This is a genomic window from Pseudomonas sp. C1C7 (assembly GCF_013359595.1).
In the GTDB taxonomy this organism is placed as follows: Bacteria; Pseudomonadota; Gammaproteobacteria; order Pseudomonadales; family Pseudomonadaceae; genus Aquipseudomonas.
In genome coordinates this window covers 27,831-44,574 of the sequence record NZ_JABFMP010000006.1, presented here as the reverse complement: position 1 = coordinate 44,574, position 16,744 = coordinate 27,831, and the positions used below count along the sequence as shown (strand labels likewise).

The window sequence follows — 16,744 nt, the reverse complement described above, 5'->3', positions numbered from 1 at the left end:
GGGGACGACGCCGCGGGGTTCGCGGCGCCAGGATGACGGTCAATCCACGCACGTTCAGCGACCTGCCGAGCGTTCGCCTGCCATCGACGGAGCATCGTCCGTGTCCGCATCCTCGTCCTGCCCTTCGCTTGGCGTTTCGACAGGCCTGCCCTCCGGGATGGGCAGACGCGGCATGCGATAAAGCCTGGCAATCAGGCTGACCGACAGCCCGCTGACGTCCATCAGCCATTGCAGGATCTGGTCGGCGACCGGATAGCCCTGCATCGCCCGATGCAGATCCGGCAAGGCCACCAGCATGCCCGGATGGCACTGGCGCAGGAAACGTTCAAGCTGCGACGCCTTGTTGGCAAAGGGTGCAAACACCAGGCAGACCATCTGCGCCTCGCTCAGGCCGAGGCTGCGTTGCGCCTCGGCGGCTGCCCGAGCGCGCAGCTCTACCAGGGTCAACGGATTGCCGAACGCTTCCACCGCCTGCTCGCACAAACGCTCAGGCAACTGCTTGCGACGCATCATGACCAAGGCCCGTTGCAGGTATTTGGCGACGCCGTCCTCGTAGGTGCCGTCTTCCACAAAACAGGCCTGCAGGCCTCGCAGGTGTGCCGTCACCGCCAAGCCCACGTGTTCGTTGTCGCTCAGGTGCGCCGACAGTTCGTCGGGCTTGAAACCGAGAAACTCGGTGAGCAACGGCCAGCGCTCTTCCCTGTTGCTGACCAGCATGTCGTGAATATCGATCACCGTCGCACGACGACAGGTTTCGAATTGATCGACCGGACGCCAGGGCAGCTGGACCTCTTCGCTGTAGAAGCGCTGATAACCCTGGTTGCCGAGTTCGTCCAGCAAAGGGAAAAGTCCGGTGCTGTCGGGTTTATGCTGGCTGGAAAAGTGCAGACCGGCCTTGATCGCCGCCCGCCGCACGCCCTCGTGGTACTGCTTCTGCTGACGCGGGGAATCGCAACTGATCAAGGCATCGACCCCGTGGTTCCAGCGGGAGATTTGCGCGTGGAACTCCCCGCTGGCCAGATAGCAGTCATCCCACAGATCAAACAGCCCGTCCCACGCCCTGCGGTGCCCGAGCATCAGCAGGTTGGTGCGATTGGTGGCACGTCCGGCCGGGGAAATCGGCGCCGCATGGTCGAACGCCAGCACTTCGCGGTTATCGACCATCAGCACTTCCACCCTGGGGTCGTCATAAAGGAACAGCGCGTTGTAACTGCGATGAACGTTTTCCAGCGCCGCCGGGTGACTGCTGTTGAGACGCAGGCTCGCCACGCGCAAGCGAAATGTGGAAGGCGCTCGGCTGGCGATGGTCAGTTGCGCGGCGCGCAGCAGCGCCAGGGCGTAACAGTTGTCGCGGGATCCATTCTGCACCGCCAGGACCTTGAACTCACCGATCCGCTCCATGCCACCCGCGGCCACGCCCAGGCGCTGAATCAGCAATTGCAACGCCGTGCGTTCCGCGCGGGAGAAAAAACTCAGCAGTCGTTGCAGTACTTGTTGATAGACATACTTCATGGCCTGGTCATGGATATTGGTCATCGTTATTTACCTGATACGTAAGTTCGATAATGCGCAGACAACTGCACCCGCGGTGCAGGGAATGGCCGGAGAATGAAATGAAATAAGGCGTTAGTGCCGAATGCTAGCACTTAAGTTTTCAGACCAGCATTGGAGGGGCGACGCAACCTTCACCACCCTGCGCACACGCCAGCCGCCGTAACCTCAAGGGTTTAAAGGAAATTTGCGTTTGCGCGCAATGTCCTAGGAAATGTCCTACGTAGTCCCACAGACATGGGATACAGGAAATAAAGAAAGAAGTTGCAGCCGATTGTTCTACAACAACAGGAAAGTTCGTTCTTTTCTGAATAGATGACCGTGTAGCGCACTGAAAAGTATCGACTTTATACTCGCCCATGACTCATTCCTTGAGATGAAAGTAATCATTCAATTATCAAGGCTTAGTTGCTGATTAGAAGCCACAGATCCAGAGCAAAAACCAGTTCAGTTGCTGAACTGTCCCGTCGACCGGTCAACGGATGTCTGATTTACGGGGCGCAGATAGCAAAAGAGTCCGTGGGGACACGGACTCTTCGAGTGGCGGCGATCGGAGCAATCAGGCCGGTTCGACCTGCAGGGCAACCCTTTCGCGGCACGGGCATTCGCCCATGTAGCGATGCGCTTCGACAAACTCGGTGAACGGGAAGACCCGAGTCTCGAGCGGCAGCAGCACGCGATCGGCGGTCAGCTGGTTGATGTCACGCAAGGCACGCTGCAGCGCGACCTGGTCCTGGATGATGCCCAGTTCCGGCTTGCCGGTGAAGTTGCCGATGCAGTGTACGAAGAACTGGATGTTCTTCTGGAACGCCGCGCAGGCCGGGAACGGCGTCTGGTTGCCGCCTTGCAGGCCGTACAGCACCAGGCTGCCACGGGGCGCCAGCACGTCGCCGAGCAGCGACATCTGCGGGCCACCCAGGCCATCGAACACCACGTTCACGCCGCGGTTGTCGGTGATCTTGTTGATCCGCATCAGCAGATCTTCTTCCTCGGTGACGATGACTTTCTCGGCACCCAGGGCCAACAGGTATTCACGCTCATCGGCCGACTTGGTCGCGGCAATCACCCGCACACCCAAAGCCTTGCCCAGCTGGACGAACGAAGGGCCCGAGCAGTGGCTGGCATCGGTGACCAGGGCGAACTCGCCCGGTTTGACCCGTGCCAGATCGACGTAAGCAAAATAGGCAACCAGCAGCGGCGTGTAGTGAACGGCCGCCTGGATCGGCGTCAGGACATCCGGGTACCGGGTCAGGGACGAACGCGGCAGAACGATCTGCTCGCCGTAGACCGGATAGTCGTTCGGGCTTTCGGCCGGGAAGCTGGCGACCTTGTCGCCCACTGCCAGGTCATCGACGCCTTCGCCGACTGCGGTGACAACACCAGCCATTTCCTGGCCAAGACCCGAAGGCAGACGGGCATGGGACGACGCCAGGTTCTGACGCCACAGAATGTCATACCAACTGATGCCAATGGCTTCGACGCGTACCTGCACTTCGCCGGGTGCAGGCAGAGCCGCTGCATGCTCTTCGCATTTGAGCACCTCGGCTGAACCAAACTTGTGAAAACGGATCGTGCGGGACATCGCAAACCTCGCCAAATGAACCTCTAATGCCCTGAACTCTAGCTGGGCTTTTGCCCCAACACTATCAGTGGCTATTAATAGTCGACATGCCTGTCATTAATTCCGCAGCAGCGGGAGCGTCATCCAAAGTCGCTCATTGTTGTAGGAATTTTGACCGCTTGATGCAGGAAAAACTCAATTTCTCGGTGCAGAGTACCAGCAATACCCCGTAATATTCCTGCTGGCCATTGTTCTCATATGCCCGCTCACGTCAAGCTTGCTGACTCTGCCAGGACTCCAGATGAATCGTAATGACCTGCGTCGTGTCGACCTGAACCTGTTAATCGTATTCGAAACCCTGATGCACGAACGCAGCGTGACCCGCGCTGCAGAGAAGCTGTTCCTCGGTCAGCCGGCGATCAGTGCGGCGCTTTCGCGTCTGCGCGGGCTGTTCGACGATCCTCTGTTCGTCCGCACCGGGCGCAGCATGGAGCCGTCCGCGCGCGCCGTGGAGATCTTCGCCCTGCTCTCGCCGGCGCTGGATTCGATCTCCACCGCCGTCAGCCGCGCGGCCGATTTCGATCCGGCCACCAGTAATGCGGTGTTCCGCATCGGTCTGTCGGACGACGTGGAGTTCGCCCTGCTGCCGATGCTGCTCAAGCGCCTGCGCGCCGAGTCGCCGGGGATCGTGCTGGTCATTCGGCGCGTCAATTACATCCTGATGCCTAGCCTGCTGGCCTCGGGTGAAATCTCCATCGGCGTCAGCTACACCACCGACCTGCCGGCGAACGCCAAGCGCAAAGTATTGCGCCGCAGCTCGCCAAAACTGCTGCGCGCCGACTCCGTCCCCGGCCCCCTGAGCCTCGACGACTTCTGCGCACGGCCCCACGCGCTGGTGTCCTTCGCCGGCGACCTCAGCGGCTTTATCGATGAAGAACTGGAAAAGCTCGGCCGCAAACGCCACGTGGTCCTGGCCGTGCCGCAGTTCAACGGCCTGAGCACCCTCCTCGCCGGCACCGACATCGTTGCCACCGTCCCCGATTACACGGCCGAAGCATTGACCGCAGCGGGCGGTGTACGGGCTGAAGAGCCGCCGCTGCCGACGCGTAGCTTCGAGTTGCACATGGCCTGGCGCGGGTCGCAGGATAACGATCCCGGGGAGCGCTGGCTGCGTTCGAGGATTCAGATGTTCTTCGGCGACCCTGACAGTCTTTAGGGGCTGGCGCATGCTTGTTAGCTGATCATTTCTGCGTTTTTCTAGCCTCGAATAGCTATTTACTTCCAGCTAATTGCTACATTTGGGGCATATTTGAGGGCATGCTTTGGATGGTTTGAAAATGATGCCCCCAACCGAAGATGCTCAGGGCCCCGACACAAAAAAACTCCTAAGTATTTGGCTCGCAGGGAAAGCTTGGCAAATAGCGAAGAGAACTGAAGAATGGTCTCATCGATCACGGAAGGTCACTGAGGTAGAATTTGGTGATTCACAACTCATCCTGGCCGGAAGCTTCAGCGGATTTGTTCCGCCACGCCACTGCGGAAAAGGCGGCCCTCTATCGTGCCATCATGGAGGTGTTCGCTGCTGCCAAGCGCCAGTACCGCCTGCAATTACGGCCCGACGAAGTATTATCTGAAGCAAACTGGAGTCATCGGACGCCACCGGCTCAGGAAGAGGTTGCCGCTGCATTAGCTCAATTGGCGACCTGGGGCAATCTCGAATCGCAGCCGGACATGACGCGTGTATCCACGCTCAACGATTATTACCGGGCACGTTTTCTCTATAGGCTCTCGCGCGGCGGCGAGGCGGTAGAGGCCGGCCTGATAGCATTCGCGCAGAGCCTACGTCATCGTGCAGAACTGCAGACAGTCGCGCTGGAGGACATCGACAGCCGCTTACGAGCCTTGCAGCGATTGATGGCTGAGGCACAATCCGGCAACGACCTTGATACCGCCAAGGCACATGAGATTCTGCGCGACCTAGTGCGAGTGTTTGAGGGTCTTACTGAAAACGCCCAGGCGTTCATGGCTGGAGTGGCACGTAGTCTAGAGCTGCAGCAGGCCGACGCCACCGCATTGGTCGCTTACAAGCGACGGCTGATCGACTATCTCGAGCGCTTTATGGGTGATCTGATCCGCCGCTCCGATGCCATCGCCCGCACGCTGCATGAACTGTCCGCCATCATCGAGTATGTCTTACGCCAAGTCGCTGCACGTGAAGCGCGTGATGCCGCCCCCGACGACACTGGCGAGCAGGCAGAGGAAACGCAGCGTCGCCAGGATATCTGGCGCGAGCGTTGGAAAGGATTGCGTGGCTGGTTTCTGGCCACCGGCAACGAACCGCCTCAAGCAGAACTACTGCGTGCCCGAGCGCGATCGGCGATTCCGCAACTGCTTAGCGCCATCGCGGCAATTAATGAGCGACGCAGCGGGCGCAGCGATCGATCGGCCGATTTCCGAGTGCTGGCGCAGTGGCTCGCTGCATGCGACAGCGACGACGATGCACACCGTCTCGCGCAAGCAGCGTTCGCGCTGCACCCAGCGCGCCACTTCTCACTAGAGGTTGCTGATGCGGACGACGTGCCAGCGAGCACCTCTTGGCTGGATGCACCTCCGCTGATCATCAATCCGCGCTTGCGCGAGTATGGTGAAGCCGCACCGCGCGGCGCACTGGCGAAAGTGCGCGATCGTAGCCGGGATCGGGCGCTGATGGCTCAGCAATTGGCGGAGGAATCGCGCCAGGTCGAGGCCGCGCGCCGGCGATTGGCGAGCGGCCGCCCGACACGCTTATCGGAGCTGGGCGAGCTCGATGTGCATGCCTTCGGCCTCTTTCTGGGATTGCTTGGCGAGGCACTGGCTGAACAACAGGATCCGAACAGCCCTGTCGAGCGCCAAACGGGCGACGGTCTGCTGCATATTCACCTGGAACCTTTGGCTGAAAACAGCCGCGCCCAAATCTGCACGGCAGCCGGGATGTTCTCCGGCCGGGATCATCTGCTGACGATCCGGCTCACCGAGGACAGATCATGAGCATACCCTCGTCCCGCCGTGGCACCCGACATGTCGGAGAAACACAGAAGGCGCAGCAGCGAGACGAATTCCGCCGGGCTCTGCGCAGCCTGCTGATGTGCCCGCTCATGCCGCCAGGGCACGCGGATTTCCTCGCCGTACGTCGCCAAGCCGAGCGCCTGCGCGAGTGGTTCGCCCGCGAGACCGGCTGGCCGCTGCATGTGGACCGCGAGGGTGCCCGCCTGTTCAAGCGCCCGGCCGACCTGTCCGCTCCGACCCGCGGCCTGCCGGACTATGACCGGCGTCGCTATGTACTGCTGTGTCTGGCTGCTGCAGTGCTGGAGCGAGCCGACCCGCAGATCACCCTGCGACAGATCGGCGAACGGATCGTACAACAAGCCGCCGACCCGGCATTGCAGACATTGGGTTTCGCCTTCACCTTGCACTGCGCTGCCGAAAGACGCGAGTTGGTCATGGTGTGCCGTACCCTCCTGGCTCATGGCGTTCTCGAACGTGTCGCTGGCGAGGAAGAGAGTTACGTACAGGACGGCAGCGGGCCACAGTCCGACGCGCTCTACGACATTCACCGGCGCTTGCTGGCCGGCCTGCTGGCGGCGGTGCGCGGGCCCTCGACCTGGAGCACAGAGGAGACTCCGGGAAATACCGAGGCGCGGCTGCATGCACTGGTGGCCGGCTTTACAGCGGACAGCGAGCAAGGCAGGCGCGACGCCATACGCCACCACCTGGCGCGACGCCTGCTCGACGATCCGGTGCTGTATACCGACAGCCTGGATGAAGAGACGCGCAGCTATTTCCTCAATCAGCGTGGTGTTCTCGCCAACCGCTTGTGTGAAGCCACCGGACTGGTCGCCGAGCAACGCGCCGAAGGCCTGGCCCTGATCGACGAGAGCGGGCAACTGACGGATGTAGCCATGCCCGCCGAGGGCACTGAGGCTCATGTAACGCTGCTGGTAGCGGAGTACCTGGCCCGGCGTCTGCGGAATAAACGTGCCCCATTGCGAGCGACAGAAAGCGAGATTGCCCTGTTCCTGCACGAGGCCGCTGGGCGATATGGTCGCTACTGGCGCAAATCGGCGCGCGCGCCAGGCGCCGAACACGAGCTGGCGGAAATCGCCATCGCTCGCCTATGTCGTCTGGGCCTAATGCTGCGTGATATGCATGGCGTACATCCGTTGCCCGCCATTGCCCGCTTCTCCCTCGGACAGACCGAGGTGCGCAACGCCCAAGGGGCCGAAACCCTGTTTCTAACCGAGCCTGACGCATGACCAGTGACCTATTCATCACCCCCTCCCGCCCCGCACTGCCCAAACCTCTGCGCGAACGCTGGCAGCCCTTACGTCTTGGCCTCGTCGAACTGTTCCACTACGACAGCGAGGAGTTCTGGTTCCACGATGGTCATTTACTTCTGCGCGGCAATAACGGCACCGGGAAATCCAAGGTGCTGTCGCTGACCTTACCGTTGCTGCTGGACGCACAATTGCGCTCGTCGCGCGTCGAGCCCGACGGTGATAGCGGCAAGAAGATGGCCTGGAACCTCCTGGTCGGCAACTATCCCCGCCGTATCGGCTACAGCTGGATAGAGTTCGGCCGACGCGAGCGCGATGGCCGCCCCCGCTACCTGACCCTGGGGGTCGGTTTGTCGGCAGTCGATGGCCGGGCTCAAGTGGACAGCTGGTTTTTCATCGTGGAAGGTGACGGCACGACACTAGACCCACGTATCGGCGAAGATCTCTGGCTTACCACTGCCGAGCGCCAGGTTCTTACTCGCGAACGCTTGCGCGATGCACTTGGCGGACGCGGTCAACTATTCGAAAACCATCAGCTGTATCGCCGTGCCGTGGACGAGCGCCTGTTCCAGCTAGGGACACGGCGCTACGACGCGCTGATGGATACGCTGATCCAGCTGCGCCAGCCACAACTGTCGAAGAAACCCGACGAAACCGGCCTTTCCAATGCCCTGAGCGAGTCGCTGCCACCGCTACCACCCGAGCTGCTGGGCGATGTGGCCGAAGCGCTCAACCAGTTGGAGGAAGACCGCATTCAATTGGAAGAAACGCGCCTACTGGAGCAAACCGTCACCCAGTTTGAACGACGCTACCGAATCTATACCGGTATGTTGGCGCGGCGCCAGGCACGAGAACTACGCCAGGCTCAAACCCATTTCGACAACGCCAGCGAGGCTCGCAATCAAGCGCAGGCTGAACTCGCCGGCGCACAGAACGCGCAGGGTGAGGCTTTTGCGGAGCACGAAGCCGCGAAGCTGAAGTATTCGGCGGCCCGGGAGCTGGTAGATACGCTGCAGAGCGATCCCGCCAACCAGGACGCCAACCGTCTTGCCCTGGAAGAGCGTAATGCCACTGAACGGCAACATGCAGCTCACACGGCAGGCCGACAGCGCGATGAAGCGCGTAGCAAACTCAATAGCGAAGTAGAACTGAGCCAGCGACGGACCGCTGCGGCCATTCAAGCTCGCGATGAGCTGGACAAGTCGCGTACTCGTACGCTGGACGCGGCCGAAGCACTCGCTATAACAGCAGACCTCGCAATCAACCCACTGCTTAGCCTTGAAGCCGAAGCGCTCGCGGCACATCCGCCCGAGTACAGGGCCGCTGAAGAAGCCCTGCGCGAGCTGGTGAGGAGTCGGCGCCAGGACATCGCCCATCTGCGTAAGCGTCATGCCGAAGTTAGCCAACACCAAGCGGTACTGGCGGACAAGCAAGAACACGCTCGAACCATTCGCGGTGAAATGGACATAGCACTGGCGCAACGCGAGCAGGCCGACCAGCAAGCAGAACAGGCAGGCAGCGCGTTGCTCGAAGCCTGGTCCGAGCACTGCACAAGCCTCATCCAACTGCGCTTCGATGCTGAGCAACCCTTGCTACAACTGGCCGAGTGGGTGGCCCTTCCGGAAGTCGAAAACCCGGCGCAAGTGGCACTGGACAACGCCTGGCAGACGACGCTGCAACGACACGCCGCCCAACAGGCAGAGTTGGACAGTTACCATACCAGCCTGGACAAGCAGCGCGCCGATATCGAGGACGAGCGCACCCGCCTGGCCGCCGGCGAAGATGCGCTGCCCGCCGAGCCGCTCACCCGGGCCAGTGGTGTGCGTCTGCAACGGCACGGCGCGCCGCTCTGGCACCTGGTGGATTTCCACCCGAGCCTGGCTGCCGCGCAACGGGCCGGGCTGGAAGCCGCCCTGGAAGCCAGCGGCCTACTTGACGCCTGGCTGTCGCCAAATGGGGTATTGAGCGATAGCGACGGTACGCCGCTGCTCGATAGCAGCTGGCACCAGCGCGCGCCAGTGAATGGTGCCAACCTGAACGCTGCACTGATCCCGGCATTGCCCGAGGCCTGCCCGATCGCACTAGCAACGCTGACTGCACTGTTGGAGGGCGTGGCTTACGGCACGCAGGAGCCGAGCGATGCCGAAGCCTGGTTGTCGCCTGATGGTCGCTATCGTCTGGGGCCGCTGGCAGGTGCCTGGCAAAAAAACGAAGCAGGCTACATCGGCCGCAGTGCACGGGAACTGGCACGACAACGACGGCTGGAAGCACTCGCCACCCTCCTTGCCGAACTTGACATGGCGCAAGCCAAGCTCGAACGACAATACGAGACCCTGGCCGCCGAGCGCAGCCAAGCCGAACGGGAACGGAAAAGCGTACCCTCCGAGCGCCCACTGCACGATGCGATTGCTGTCGCGCTGCAGGCCGCTCGTGATGTCGATCGGATCCGGCAGCTGTTGGTGCTGGCCGAAACACGCAGCCAGGAAGCCAAAGACGCATGGCAATCGGCACGCGAGCAGTTACACCACGACGCGACCGACCTGAGCCTGCCGGCAGAGCTCGAGCTGCTACCAGCAACCGAAGAGGCCTTGGAACACTTCGCCACCGTCCAGGCGCACCTGGTCCAGGCGGCACGCGAGTGGCAGCGCGCATGGCCCGATCAGTGTCAGCAGCAACAGCGCGAAGGCGAAGCGCGCAGGGTGCTGGAACAGGCTGAGGAAACCCTGATGGTCGCCGACGAGCAGGCTGAACAGGCCCGGGTCCGCTTGGAGACACTACGCCAGTCCATCGGCCAGCAAGTGGAAGAATTGCTGGCCAAACTGGCCACCGCGCTCGCCGGACGTACCCAGGCCGAGCAGGACGCCGAAACACGCCGCACGGCGCTGGGCGAAGCGGAAAAACGGCTGGCCGTGATCGCAGCGCACGTCGAACGCACTGAGCAGACTCTGAGCGAGCGTAGCAACGAGCGCGCCATGGCCGTCGAACGCCTTCGCCATTTCAGCGCCAGCGGCCTGCTGGCCGCCGCATTGCCGGACCTGCAATTGCCTGAGCATTGGAGCATCGACCCGGCGCTGAACCTAGCCCGCCGCATCGAACAGGCGCTGGCTGACATCGCCGATGACGAGGCCACTTGGGCCCGCGTACAGAAACAGATCGCCGAAGACCTAAGTGAACTGCAGCGCGGGCTGAGCGCCTTGAACCACCAGGCCATCTCAGAACCCAACGATTGGGGCATCACCGTCACAATCCAGTACCAGAACCGTGCCGAGCGCCCCGATACCCTCGCGCTACTGTTGGCCGAGGATATTGCCCAGCGCAGCGAACTGTTGTCGGCTCGTGAGCGTGAAGTGTTGGAAAATCACCTCCAGGCAGAAATCGCCGCCGAGCTCCAGCGACTGATGCGAGCTGCCGACGACCGCGTCGAGGCGATAAACAACGAATTGCACAAGCGCCCAACCACCACTGGCGTACGCTACCGCCTGCTATGGGAGCCGCTATCAGTCGAGGAAGGCGCACCGGCAGGCCTGGAGGCCGCACGCAAGAGCCTGCTCAATACCAGCGCCGACCTCTGGTCGACCGAAGACCGGCGTGCGGTCGGTACCATGCTGCAACAGCAGATCGCCGCCGAACGCGCCCTGGCCGACGCTGACAGCGCAGGTAGAAGTCTTCTCGATCAACTCGCCCACGCGCTGGACTATCGCTATTGGCATCGTTTCCGCATCCAGCGTCAGCAGGATGGTCAATGGCGCAAGCTGTCTGGACCGGCCTCCAGTGGCGAACGCGCGTTAGGCCTGACCGTCCCATTGTTCGCCGCTATCGCCAGTTTCTACGGCCACGGCGGCAGTCCCTTGGCGCCACGCTTGATGCTGCTCGACGAAGCCTTCGCCGGTATCGACGATACCGCCCGCGCCCACTGCATGGGCCTGGTGCGGGAATTCGACCTGGATTTCGTCATCACCAGCGAGCGGGAGTGGGCCTGCTATGCGGAGCTACCTGGCGTGTCGATCTGCCAGTTGCAGCGTCGCGAAGGTATCGATGCGGTGTTCGTCTCGCGCTGGACCTGGGATGGACGGGCTAAGCGACTCGAAGAAGATCCTGATCGCAGGTTCCCCTTGGCATGAAGACCAGCCCCGACTTACGTCTACAGCGCCTGCTCGGCGGGCCAGCACTGGCCGCCCTGCGCCAGCGCCTGCGCCGCCGTTTTGAGCTCGCCGATGCCGAGCAGTCGCTATCCTCGGTTCACTTGAGCAACCTTGCCGCGGAAGAGTACTCGGCTCTTTGCCAACTGACCGGTCGCCCCTCACGAATAGCTTGCTCGATGACGCTGGACATTGCCGAGCTCGATGCACGACTGCGTGAGGCCGGGCTAGCCAACTCGCTACAGGATGCGCTGGCGCAACTGGATGGCCCCATTGTTGCGAAAGCCAGCCTGCGTAAAACGCTAGCGGCACAATGGTCCGCCCTCACGACCTCGGCGTCGGCCGAAGGCAGCCCTCTCCTCTGCGCCTGGCTGCAAAACGCGGCAACCTGCATGCCCCTGCTCAAGCGTCTTGGGCGCGATCCCGCGCGCGCCAATCAGCTACTGGCAGCGACTGATACTGTGCTCCGCCGTCTGCCCGAGGAAGGACTGCCTCGCTCGCAACTTGCCGCCGAAACGCTGGGCGATGCCCATGCGCTGGATCCCGGCCGTCCTGTTGCGACCCTGGTACTGTCGGCGTGGCGCCTGCACGAGCGCACGGGCGTCTCTCAAGAAGATGAGGCAACAACCGAGACTGGCGGTGGAGCCGAAGAGCGTGTGCGGGAGGTCTGGTCGAGGGCGGGAGTTCTCGTCAACGAGCTGGCCCGCCCTGCTCTCTTTCTTAACTTGCCTGCGCTGCCAGACACAGCCCACACCTGGCTGCCTGGCGAGCCCGCCTACCTCTCACTGCGGCAATTGGTTCGCAAGCCGTATTCCTGGGCAGTAGACGGACGGAATGTGTACGTATGTGAAAACCCGAACATAGTAGCCATCGTCGCCGACCGTCTGGGTGCCGATAGTGCTCCATTAGTCTGCACCGATGGCATGCCCGCCGCTGCGCAGCGAATTCTACTCGACCAGTTGGCCGCCGCCGGCGCGCGCCTGCACTACCATGGCGACTACGACTGGCCAGGGATCGTCATCGGCAATCACGTCATGCGTACTTGGCAGGCAGTCCCTTGGCGATTCGGCTGCAGAGACTACCTCGAAGCGGTGATGGTAGTGCAGACGCGACCACGCGATTTGGGCCTCAACGGGGTCGAGGCTCTATGGGACAAAGAGCTGCACACCGCCATGGACACCCAAGGGCTCGCAATTCCAGAGGAAGCGGTTGCCAGCACTCTCTTAGACGATCTGAGCCATGGGGAAAAGTAATCCGCCCGATCATCAACAGAGCATCTAAGACCAGGCGGCAAACAGGAAACGACTAGAGGCAATCAATCGGGAGCAAACATGCGAATCGAGAAGGTTAGGGTCGAGGGATTTCGACTCCTCCAGGATGTTGAGATCATGCTGGAAGGAAATTCCACAGTAATCGTAGGGCGCAACAATAGCGGGAAGACATCGTTTACCGACATTTTTGATCGCTTCACCGGGGAGACCGGAGCGCGATTTCGTCTGGAAGACTTTTCGCCCCCCCAACGCGAGCGGTTCTTCAATGCAAAGACGCTGAGAGAAAAGTCGGCAAAGCCAGAGGACGTACTCGCAGCACTCCCGACGCTCTCTCTTACTCTAACCTTCCGCTACGACAGCACCGCCCCGAATTTAGGGCCTCTTGCGCCTTTCGTTATTGACCTGGACGTAGACTCCACCACAGCCATTGTGCGCGTCGAGTACAAAGCGACGCTGGCAACTCTCCACACTCTGCTTGATGTACCTGCCGAGCCAGAAGGTGTCGAGCTAAGAACACACTTCTTCCGCTCATTACGCGACACGTTGCCCAAGGCATACAACATCCATGTGTTCGCCATCGACCCCACGGACGATACCAATCGGCGTGACTTTGAGGGTACGGCCGCACTAGCGGCTTTACTGCAGTGCAATTTCGTTCGCGCACAAAGAACTCTCGACCATGCGAAGCATGGCGACGCCGATGTCATTGGCAAATTGCTCAGCGCGCTATTCAAGACTGCTTCCGCACCAACGGCCGCAGCAGGAGATCAGGAGCTGGCGGCAAAGCTGAAGGCGTCAGTCGAAGGCATCGAACGCAGCATTCAAGGTAACTTCGATGAAATGCTGAAGAAGCTGCTGCCGGCCATGGAAGTACTGGGCTTTCCAAGCCTCAACGATACCGAGCTTCGGCCCGAGACCTCATTGAATGTTGAGGCCCTGCTGTCGGACCACACAAAGGTGGTCTACACCGGCACAGACGGGGTACATCTTCCGGAAGGCTACAACGGTCTCGGCACTCGCAATCTGATCTACATGTTGTTGCAGCTCGAAAGCTACCACAAGGCCTACCGAGCCAAGGCAACCCGCCCAGCCACACATCTAATCTTCGTCGAAGAACCTGAGGCTCATTTGCATCCGCAGATGCAAGAAGTTTTCATCGGCCAACTGAATGCCGCCATTAGAAAGCTGTCGGCGAGCTACCCCGAAGAGGCTGCGTGGAACGTTCAGTTCGTCATCACGACGCATTCTCCGCATGTTGCAAATGCCGCATCGTTTGAAGCAGTACGGTATTTCCTAAATGAGTCGCCGGGCCAGACAAATGCTCGTCAGACCAAGGTAAAGATTTCAAGAAGGGCATGAGCAGTATCTCTCCCGACGACCAGAACTTCCTGCACCAGTACATGACGTTGACCAAGTGCGATCTGTACTTTGCGGACAAGGCCATTATGGTCGAAGGGACGACGGAGCGGCTGCTGATGCCTCGGCTGTGCGAATTGGTTGATAGGTCGCTCGACGACAAGCACAAGCTGGCCAGACAGTACGTAACCTGCGTCGAGGTCGGCGGAGCTTATGCGCACATCTTCTATCCACTCCTCGACTTTCTCGAACTCAAGACCTTGGTCGTCACCGATCTGGATTCAACCAAACCGGTGGAAAAGCAGAACAAGAAAGGAAAGACGATTACGACTTGGGACAAGTGCCCTGTGGCTGAAGGCGAGCGGACGTCGAACGCGGCTATCAAGGAATGGTTTCGCCCCGAAGATACCGAGGGAAAGGATGACTGGCAAATCACTCCTGCCGAGCTTGTTGCCAAGACTGCCGAAGAGAAGCAAAGCGGCTACCGTCGCATTGCCTATCAGATTGCAGAGAAACCTGGTACGAACGTATGCGCCCGCAGCTATGAAGACGCGCTCGTTCTAGCAAACCCGGATCGATTTGAGTGGCTAAAGGAACAGGACGAGGCCAATGAAGCGTGGGAGATCGCCCAGGGGCTCGCGAAAGCGGATACGGCCTTGCGGTTCGCCATTCGCGAGAAAGAATGGGTGGTACCCCGCTATATCCAGGAAGGCCTGGCATGGCTTTCCGAACCCCCTCCTCCACCCGCACAGAACGTGGAAGCGCCAGCCAAGGAGGAGGCAGTATGACTAAACCTGACGAGAATCCCGCACTCATCGCTGCACAAGAGGCTCAAAGAAAGATCAATGAGGCCCTTGATACGGGTCACAGCTTTCGCCTTGAAGCTGGTGCCGGCGCAGGCAAGACGTATTCCCTGGTCACCGCGCTGAAGCGATTGATTGCGGAGCGAGGCCCAGCCTTGGTTCGAGCCGGGCAAAAGGTAGCCTGCATCACCTACACCGAAGTTGCCCGTAATGAGATTGCCCAAGAGATTGAGGATCATCCCGCCATTCTGGTCAATACCATCCACGGCTTCTCGTGGGCATTCCTACGCCAGTTTCAGAAGGCGCTACGTGACCTCGTGGGGGAAATGGAGGATCGGAAAGAGAAAGTCGAACAAGGCGGAGGTATCGGCTCAAAGCCCGTGGATTACGACCTGGGATTCTTCGGCGTCGACATGGACAGAGTCACGCTGAGTCACGACGACATCCCAGAGATGATGGCCAAGCTTCTGCAGAAGGAAAAATTTCGACGCATCTTGACCCAGCAGTTTCCAGTGATTTTTATCGACGAGTATCAAGATACCCATCGCCAATTCATGGAGGCGATTACCGAGCACTTCTTAAAGCCCGCAACCGGGCCCCTCGTTGGTCTATTTGGAGACCACTGGCAAACCATTTATCGAAGTGAATACGAGCTCGCGGAATATCCGATCAAAGAAATTGCCAAAGGCTCCAACTTCCGGTCGGTTCCCGCAGTCGTAGATGTGCTGAACAAGCTGCGACCTGAACTACACCAAGCCGTTCATGACCCCGAGGCAAAGGGCGAGGCGCGCTTCTTTCACACCAACGCTTACAAGGGTCAACGGACAAATGACCGGCACGCCAAAGAGGATCTGCCACCTGATCTGGCCCGATGCACTCGGGAAGATTTGATGCAACGGCTGCAAGCCGAGGGCTGGGACCTGAGCAGGACGAAGGTACTGATGCTTACCCACAACGTCCTAGCCGCTGAACAGGGCTATCCCAACCTCGCTGAGGTATTCAGCGGCCGTAACGATCTATTCGCAAAAAAGGAAGACCCGGCGATCAAGTTTTTTGCAGAAGTCGTTGAACCCATATGTGCAGCCTACGGCGCATCTCGCTACGGCGATATGTTCAGGGCATTCGGCTCCGGTCCTGCGATAACCAAACATGAAGACAAAGCCAGTTGGCGTCGCGACATGGATGCCCTCCAGAAGCTGCGTGCAGAAGGCACGATCGGACAGGTCATTGACCACCTGAAGGTGACAAGACGTCCATCGCCACCAGACCGCGTATTGCGGCGCGACGAAGAACTCATAGCACTAAACGGCGACCCCATACCTGAGGATGCATCCGCACTTATGCGGTACAGCAAGCTGCGGGACATTCCTTACGGAGAGGTCGTTGAGGTGGTCAAGTTCATCGAAAAGCAGACATCCTTTGCCACGCAACATAGCGTCAAGGGCGCCGAGTTTGAGAACGTTCTTGTAGTGCTGGGAGGCGGCTGGAACCACTATAACTGGCCACAACTACTCGAGCTAATTGAGACAAATGCGCTGAATGCAAAGAACACAAAGGGCTTCTATCGTGCTCGTAATCTCTTTTATGTATCCATCTCCCGACCTATGACGCGACTCGCCGTGCTGGCCACACAGACCATGCCGGATACAGCTCTCGCAGCGGTGAATCGTCTTTTTGGAGGCGACAACGTAGTGGAACTTGCTATCCCGACCTGAAGCTGTGTGACAGCCCCCCAACAGTTCCGCCTAGC

General features: G+C 60.2%; 10 protein-coding genes. 8 read left to right on the top strand and 2 right to left on the bottom strand.

The features are described from left to right. Nucleotides 1-54: 54 nt before the first annotated feature. Together HNO86_RS07065 and HNO86_RS07060 are read right to left on the bottom strand one after the other, a co-directional pair. Entirely contained in the window at nt 55-1,536 is a 1,482-nt protein-coding gene (locus tag HNO86_RS07065; RefSeq protein ID WP_175376294.1) for a hypothetical protein, read from the bottom strand. 574 nt (nt 1,537-2,110) lie between these two features. Beyond that, nucleotides 2,111-3,133, bottom strand: coding sequence for a zinc-dependent alcohol dehydrogenase family protein (locus HNO86_RS07060; RefSeq protein WP_175376293.1), 1,023 nt, complete (start codon nt 3,131-3,133; stop codon nt 2,111-2,113). 280 nt (nt 3,134-3,413) lie between these two features. Here HNO86_RS07060 and HNO86_RS07055 point away from each other — a divergent pair, with 280 nt between their 5' ends. The 8 genes from HNO86_RS07055 (at nt 3,414) to HNO86_RS07025 (ending at nt 16,709) form a co-directional block, all read left to right on the top strand. Beyond that, a complete protein-coding gene (locus tag HNO86_RS07055) occupies nt 3,414-4,328 on the top strand; it encodes a LysR family transcriptional regulator (RefSeq protein WP_256672563.1) in 915 nt (304 codons plus the stop codon). Between the two features lie 263 nt (nt 4,329-4,591). Next, a complete protein-coding gene (locus tag HNO86_RS07050) occupies nt 4,592-6,139 on the top strand; it encodes a TIGR02677 family protein (RefSeq protein ID WP_218583514.1) in 1,548 nt (515 codons plus the stop codon). Further along, the gene (locus tag HNO86_RS07045) at nt 6,136-7,404 is read left to right on the top strand and encodes a TIGR02678 family protein (RefSeq protein ID WP_175376292.1); all 1,269 of its coding nucleotides are present in this window, start codon (nt 6,136-6,138) and stop codon (nt 7,402-7,404) included. The genes HNO86_RS07050 and HNO86_RS07045 overlap by 4 nt, the downstream gene beginning before the upstream one ends. Further along, a complete protein-coding gene (locus HNO86_RS07040; protein WP_175376291.1) occupies nt 7,401-11,546 on the top strand; it encodes a TIGR02680 family protein in 4,146 nt (1,381 codons plus the stop codon). The genes HNO86_RS07045 and HNO86_RS07040 overlap by 4 nt, the downstream gene beginning before the upstream one ends. Further along, nucleotides 11,543-12,817, top strand: a complete 1,275-nt coding sequence (locus HNO86_RS07035; RefSeq protein ID WP_175376290.1) for a TIGR02679 family protein — start codon at nt 11,543-11,545, stop codon at nt 12,815-12,817. Before HNO86_RS07040 ends, HNO86_RS07035 begins: the two co-directional genes overlap by 4 nt. Nucleotides 12,818-12,895: 78 nt before the next feature. After that, nucleotides 12,896-14,194 carry an ATP-binding protein gene (locus HNO86_RS30215; RefSeq protein ID WP_256672562.1) on the top strand — a complete coding sequence of 433 codons (1,299 nt, stop codon included), beginning with the start codon at nt 12,896-12,898 and terminating at the stop codon, nt 14,192-14,194. Continuing rightward, a complete protein-coding gene (locus HNO86_RS30210) occupies nt 14,191-14,979 on the top strand; it encodes an ATP-dependent endonuclease (protein WP_256672561.1) in 789 nt (262 codons plus the stop codon). Before HNO86_RS30215 ends, HNO86_RS30210 begins: the two co-directional genes overlap by 4 nt. Next, nucleotides 14,976-16,709, top strand: coding sequence for a UvrD-helicase domain-containing protein (locus HNO86_RS07025; protein ID WP_175376289.1), 1,734 nt, complete (start codon nt 14,976-14,978; stop codon nt 16,707-16,709). Before HNO86_RS30210 ends, HNO86_RS07025 begins: the two co-directional genes overlap by 4 nt. Nucleotides 16,710-16,744 lie beyond the last annotated feature (35 nt).

What these genes read in the sequence shown, in the direction of transcription:
- HNO86_RS07065 (WP_175376294.1), bottom strand. Translation starts at nt 1,536, where the DNA reads ATGACCAATATCCATGACCAGGCCATGAAGTATGTCTATCAACAAGTA.
- HNO86_RS07060 (WP_175376293.1), bottom strand. Translation starts at nt 3,133, where the DNA reads ATGTCCCGCACGATCCGTTTTCACAAGTTTGGTTCAGCCGAGGTGCTC.
- HNO86_RS07055 (WP_256672563.1), top strand. Translation starts at nt 3,414, where the DNA reads ATGAATCGTAATGACCTGCGTCGTGTCGACCTGAACCTGTTAATCGTA.
- HNO86_RS07045 (WP_175376292.1), top strand. Translation starts at nt 6,136, where the DNA reads ATGAGCATACCCTCGTCCCGCCGTGGCACCCGACATGTCGGAGAAACA.
- HNO86_RS07040 (WP_175376291.1), top strand. Translation starts at nt 7,401, where the DNA reads ATGACCAGTGACCTATTCATCACCCCCTCCCGCCCCGCACTGCCCAAA.
- HNO86_RS07035 (WP_175376290.1), top strand. Translation starts at nt 11,543, where the DNA reads ATGAAGACCAGCCCCGACTTACGTCTACAGCGCCTGCTCGGCGGGCCA.
- HNO86_RS30215 (WP_256672562.1), top strand. Translation starts at nt 12,896, where the DNA reads ATGCGAATCGAGAAGGTTAGGGTCGAGGGATTTCGACTCCTCCAGGAT.
- HNO86_RS30210 (WP_256672561.1), top strand. Translation starts at nt 14,191, where the DNA reads ATGAGCAGTATCTCTCCCGACGACCAGAACTTCCTGCACCAGTACATG.
- HNO86_RS07025 (WP_175376289.1), top strand. Translation starts at nt 14,976, where the DNA reads ATGACTAAACCTGACGAGAATCCCGCACTCATCGCTGCACAAGAGGCT.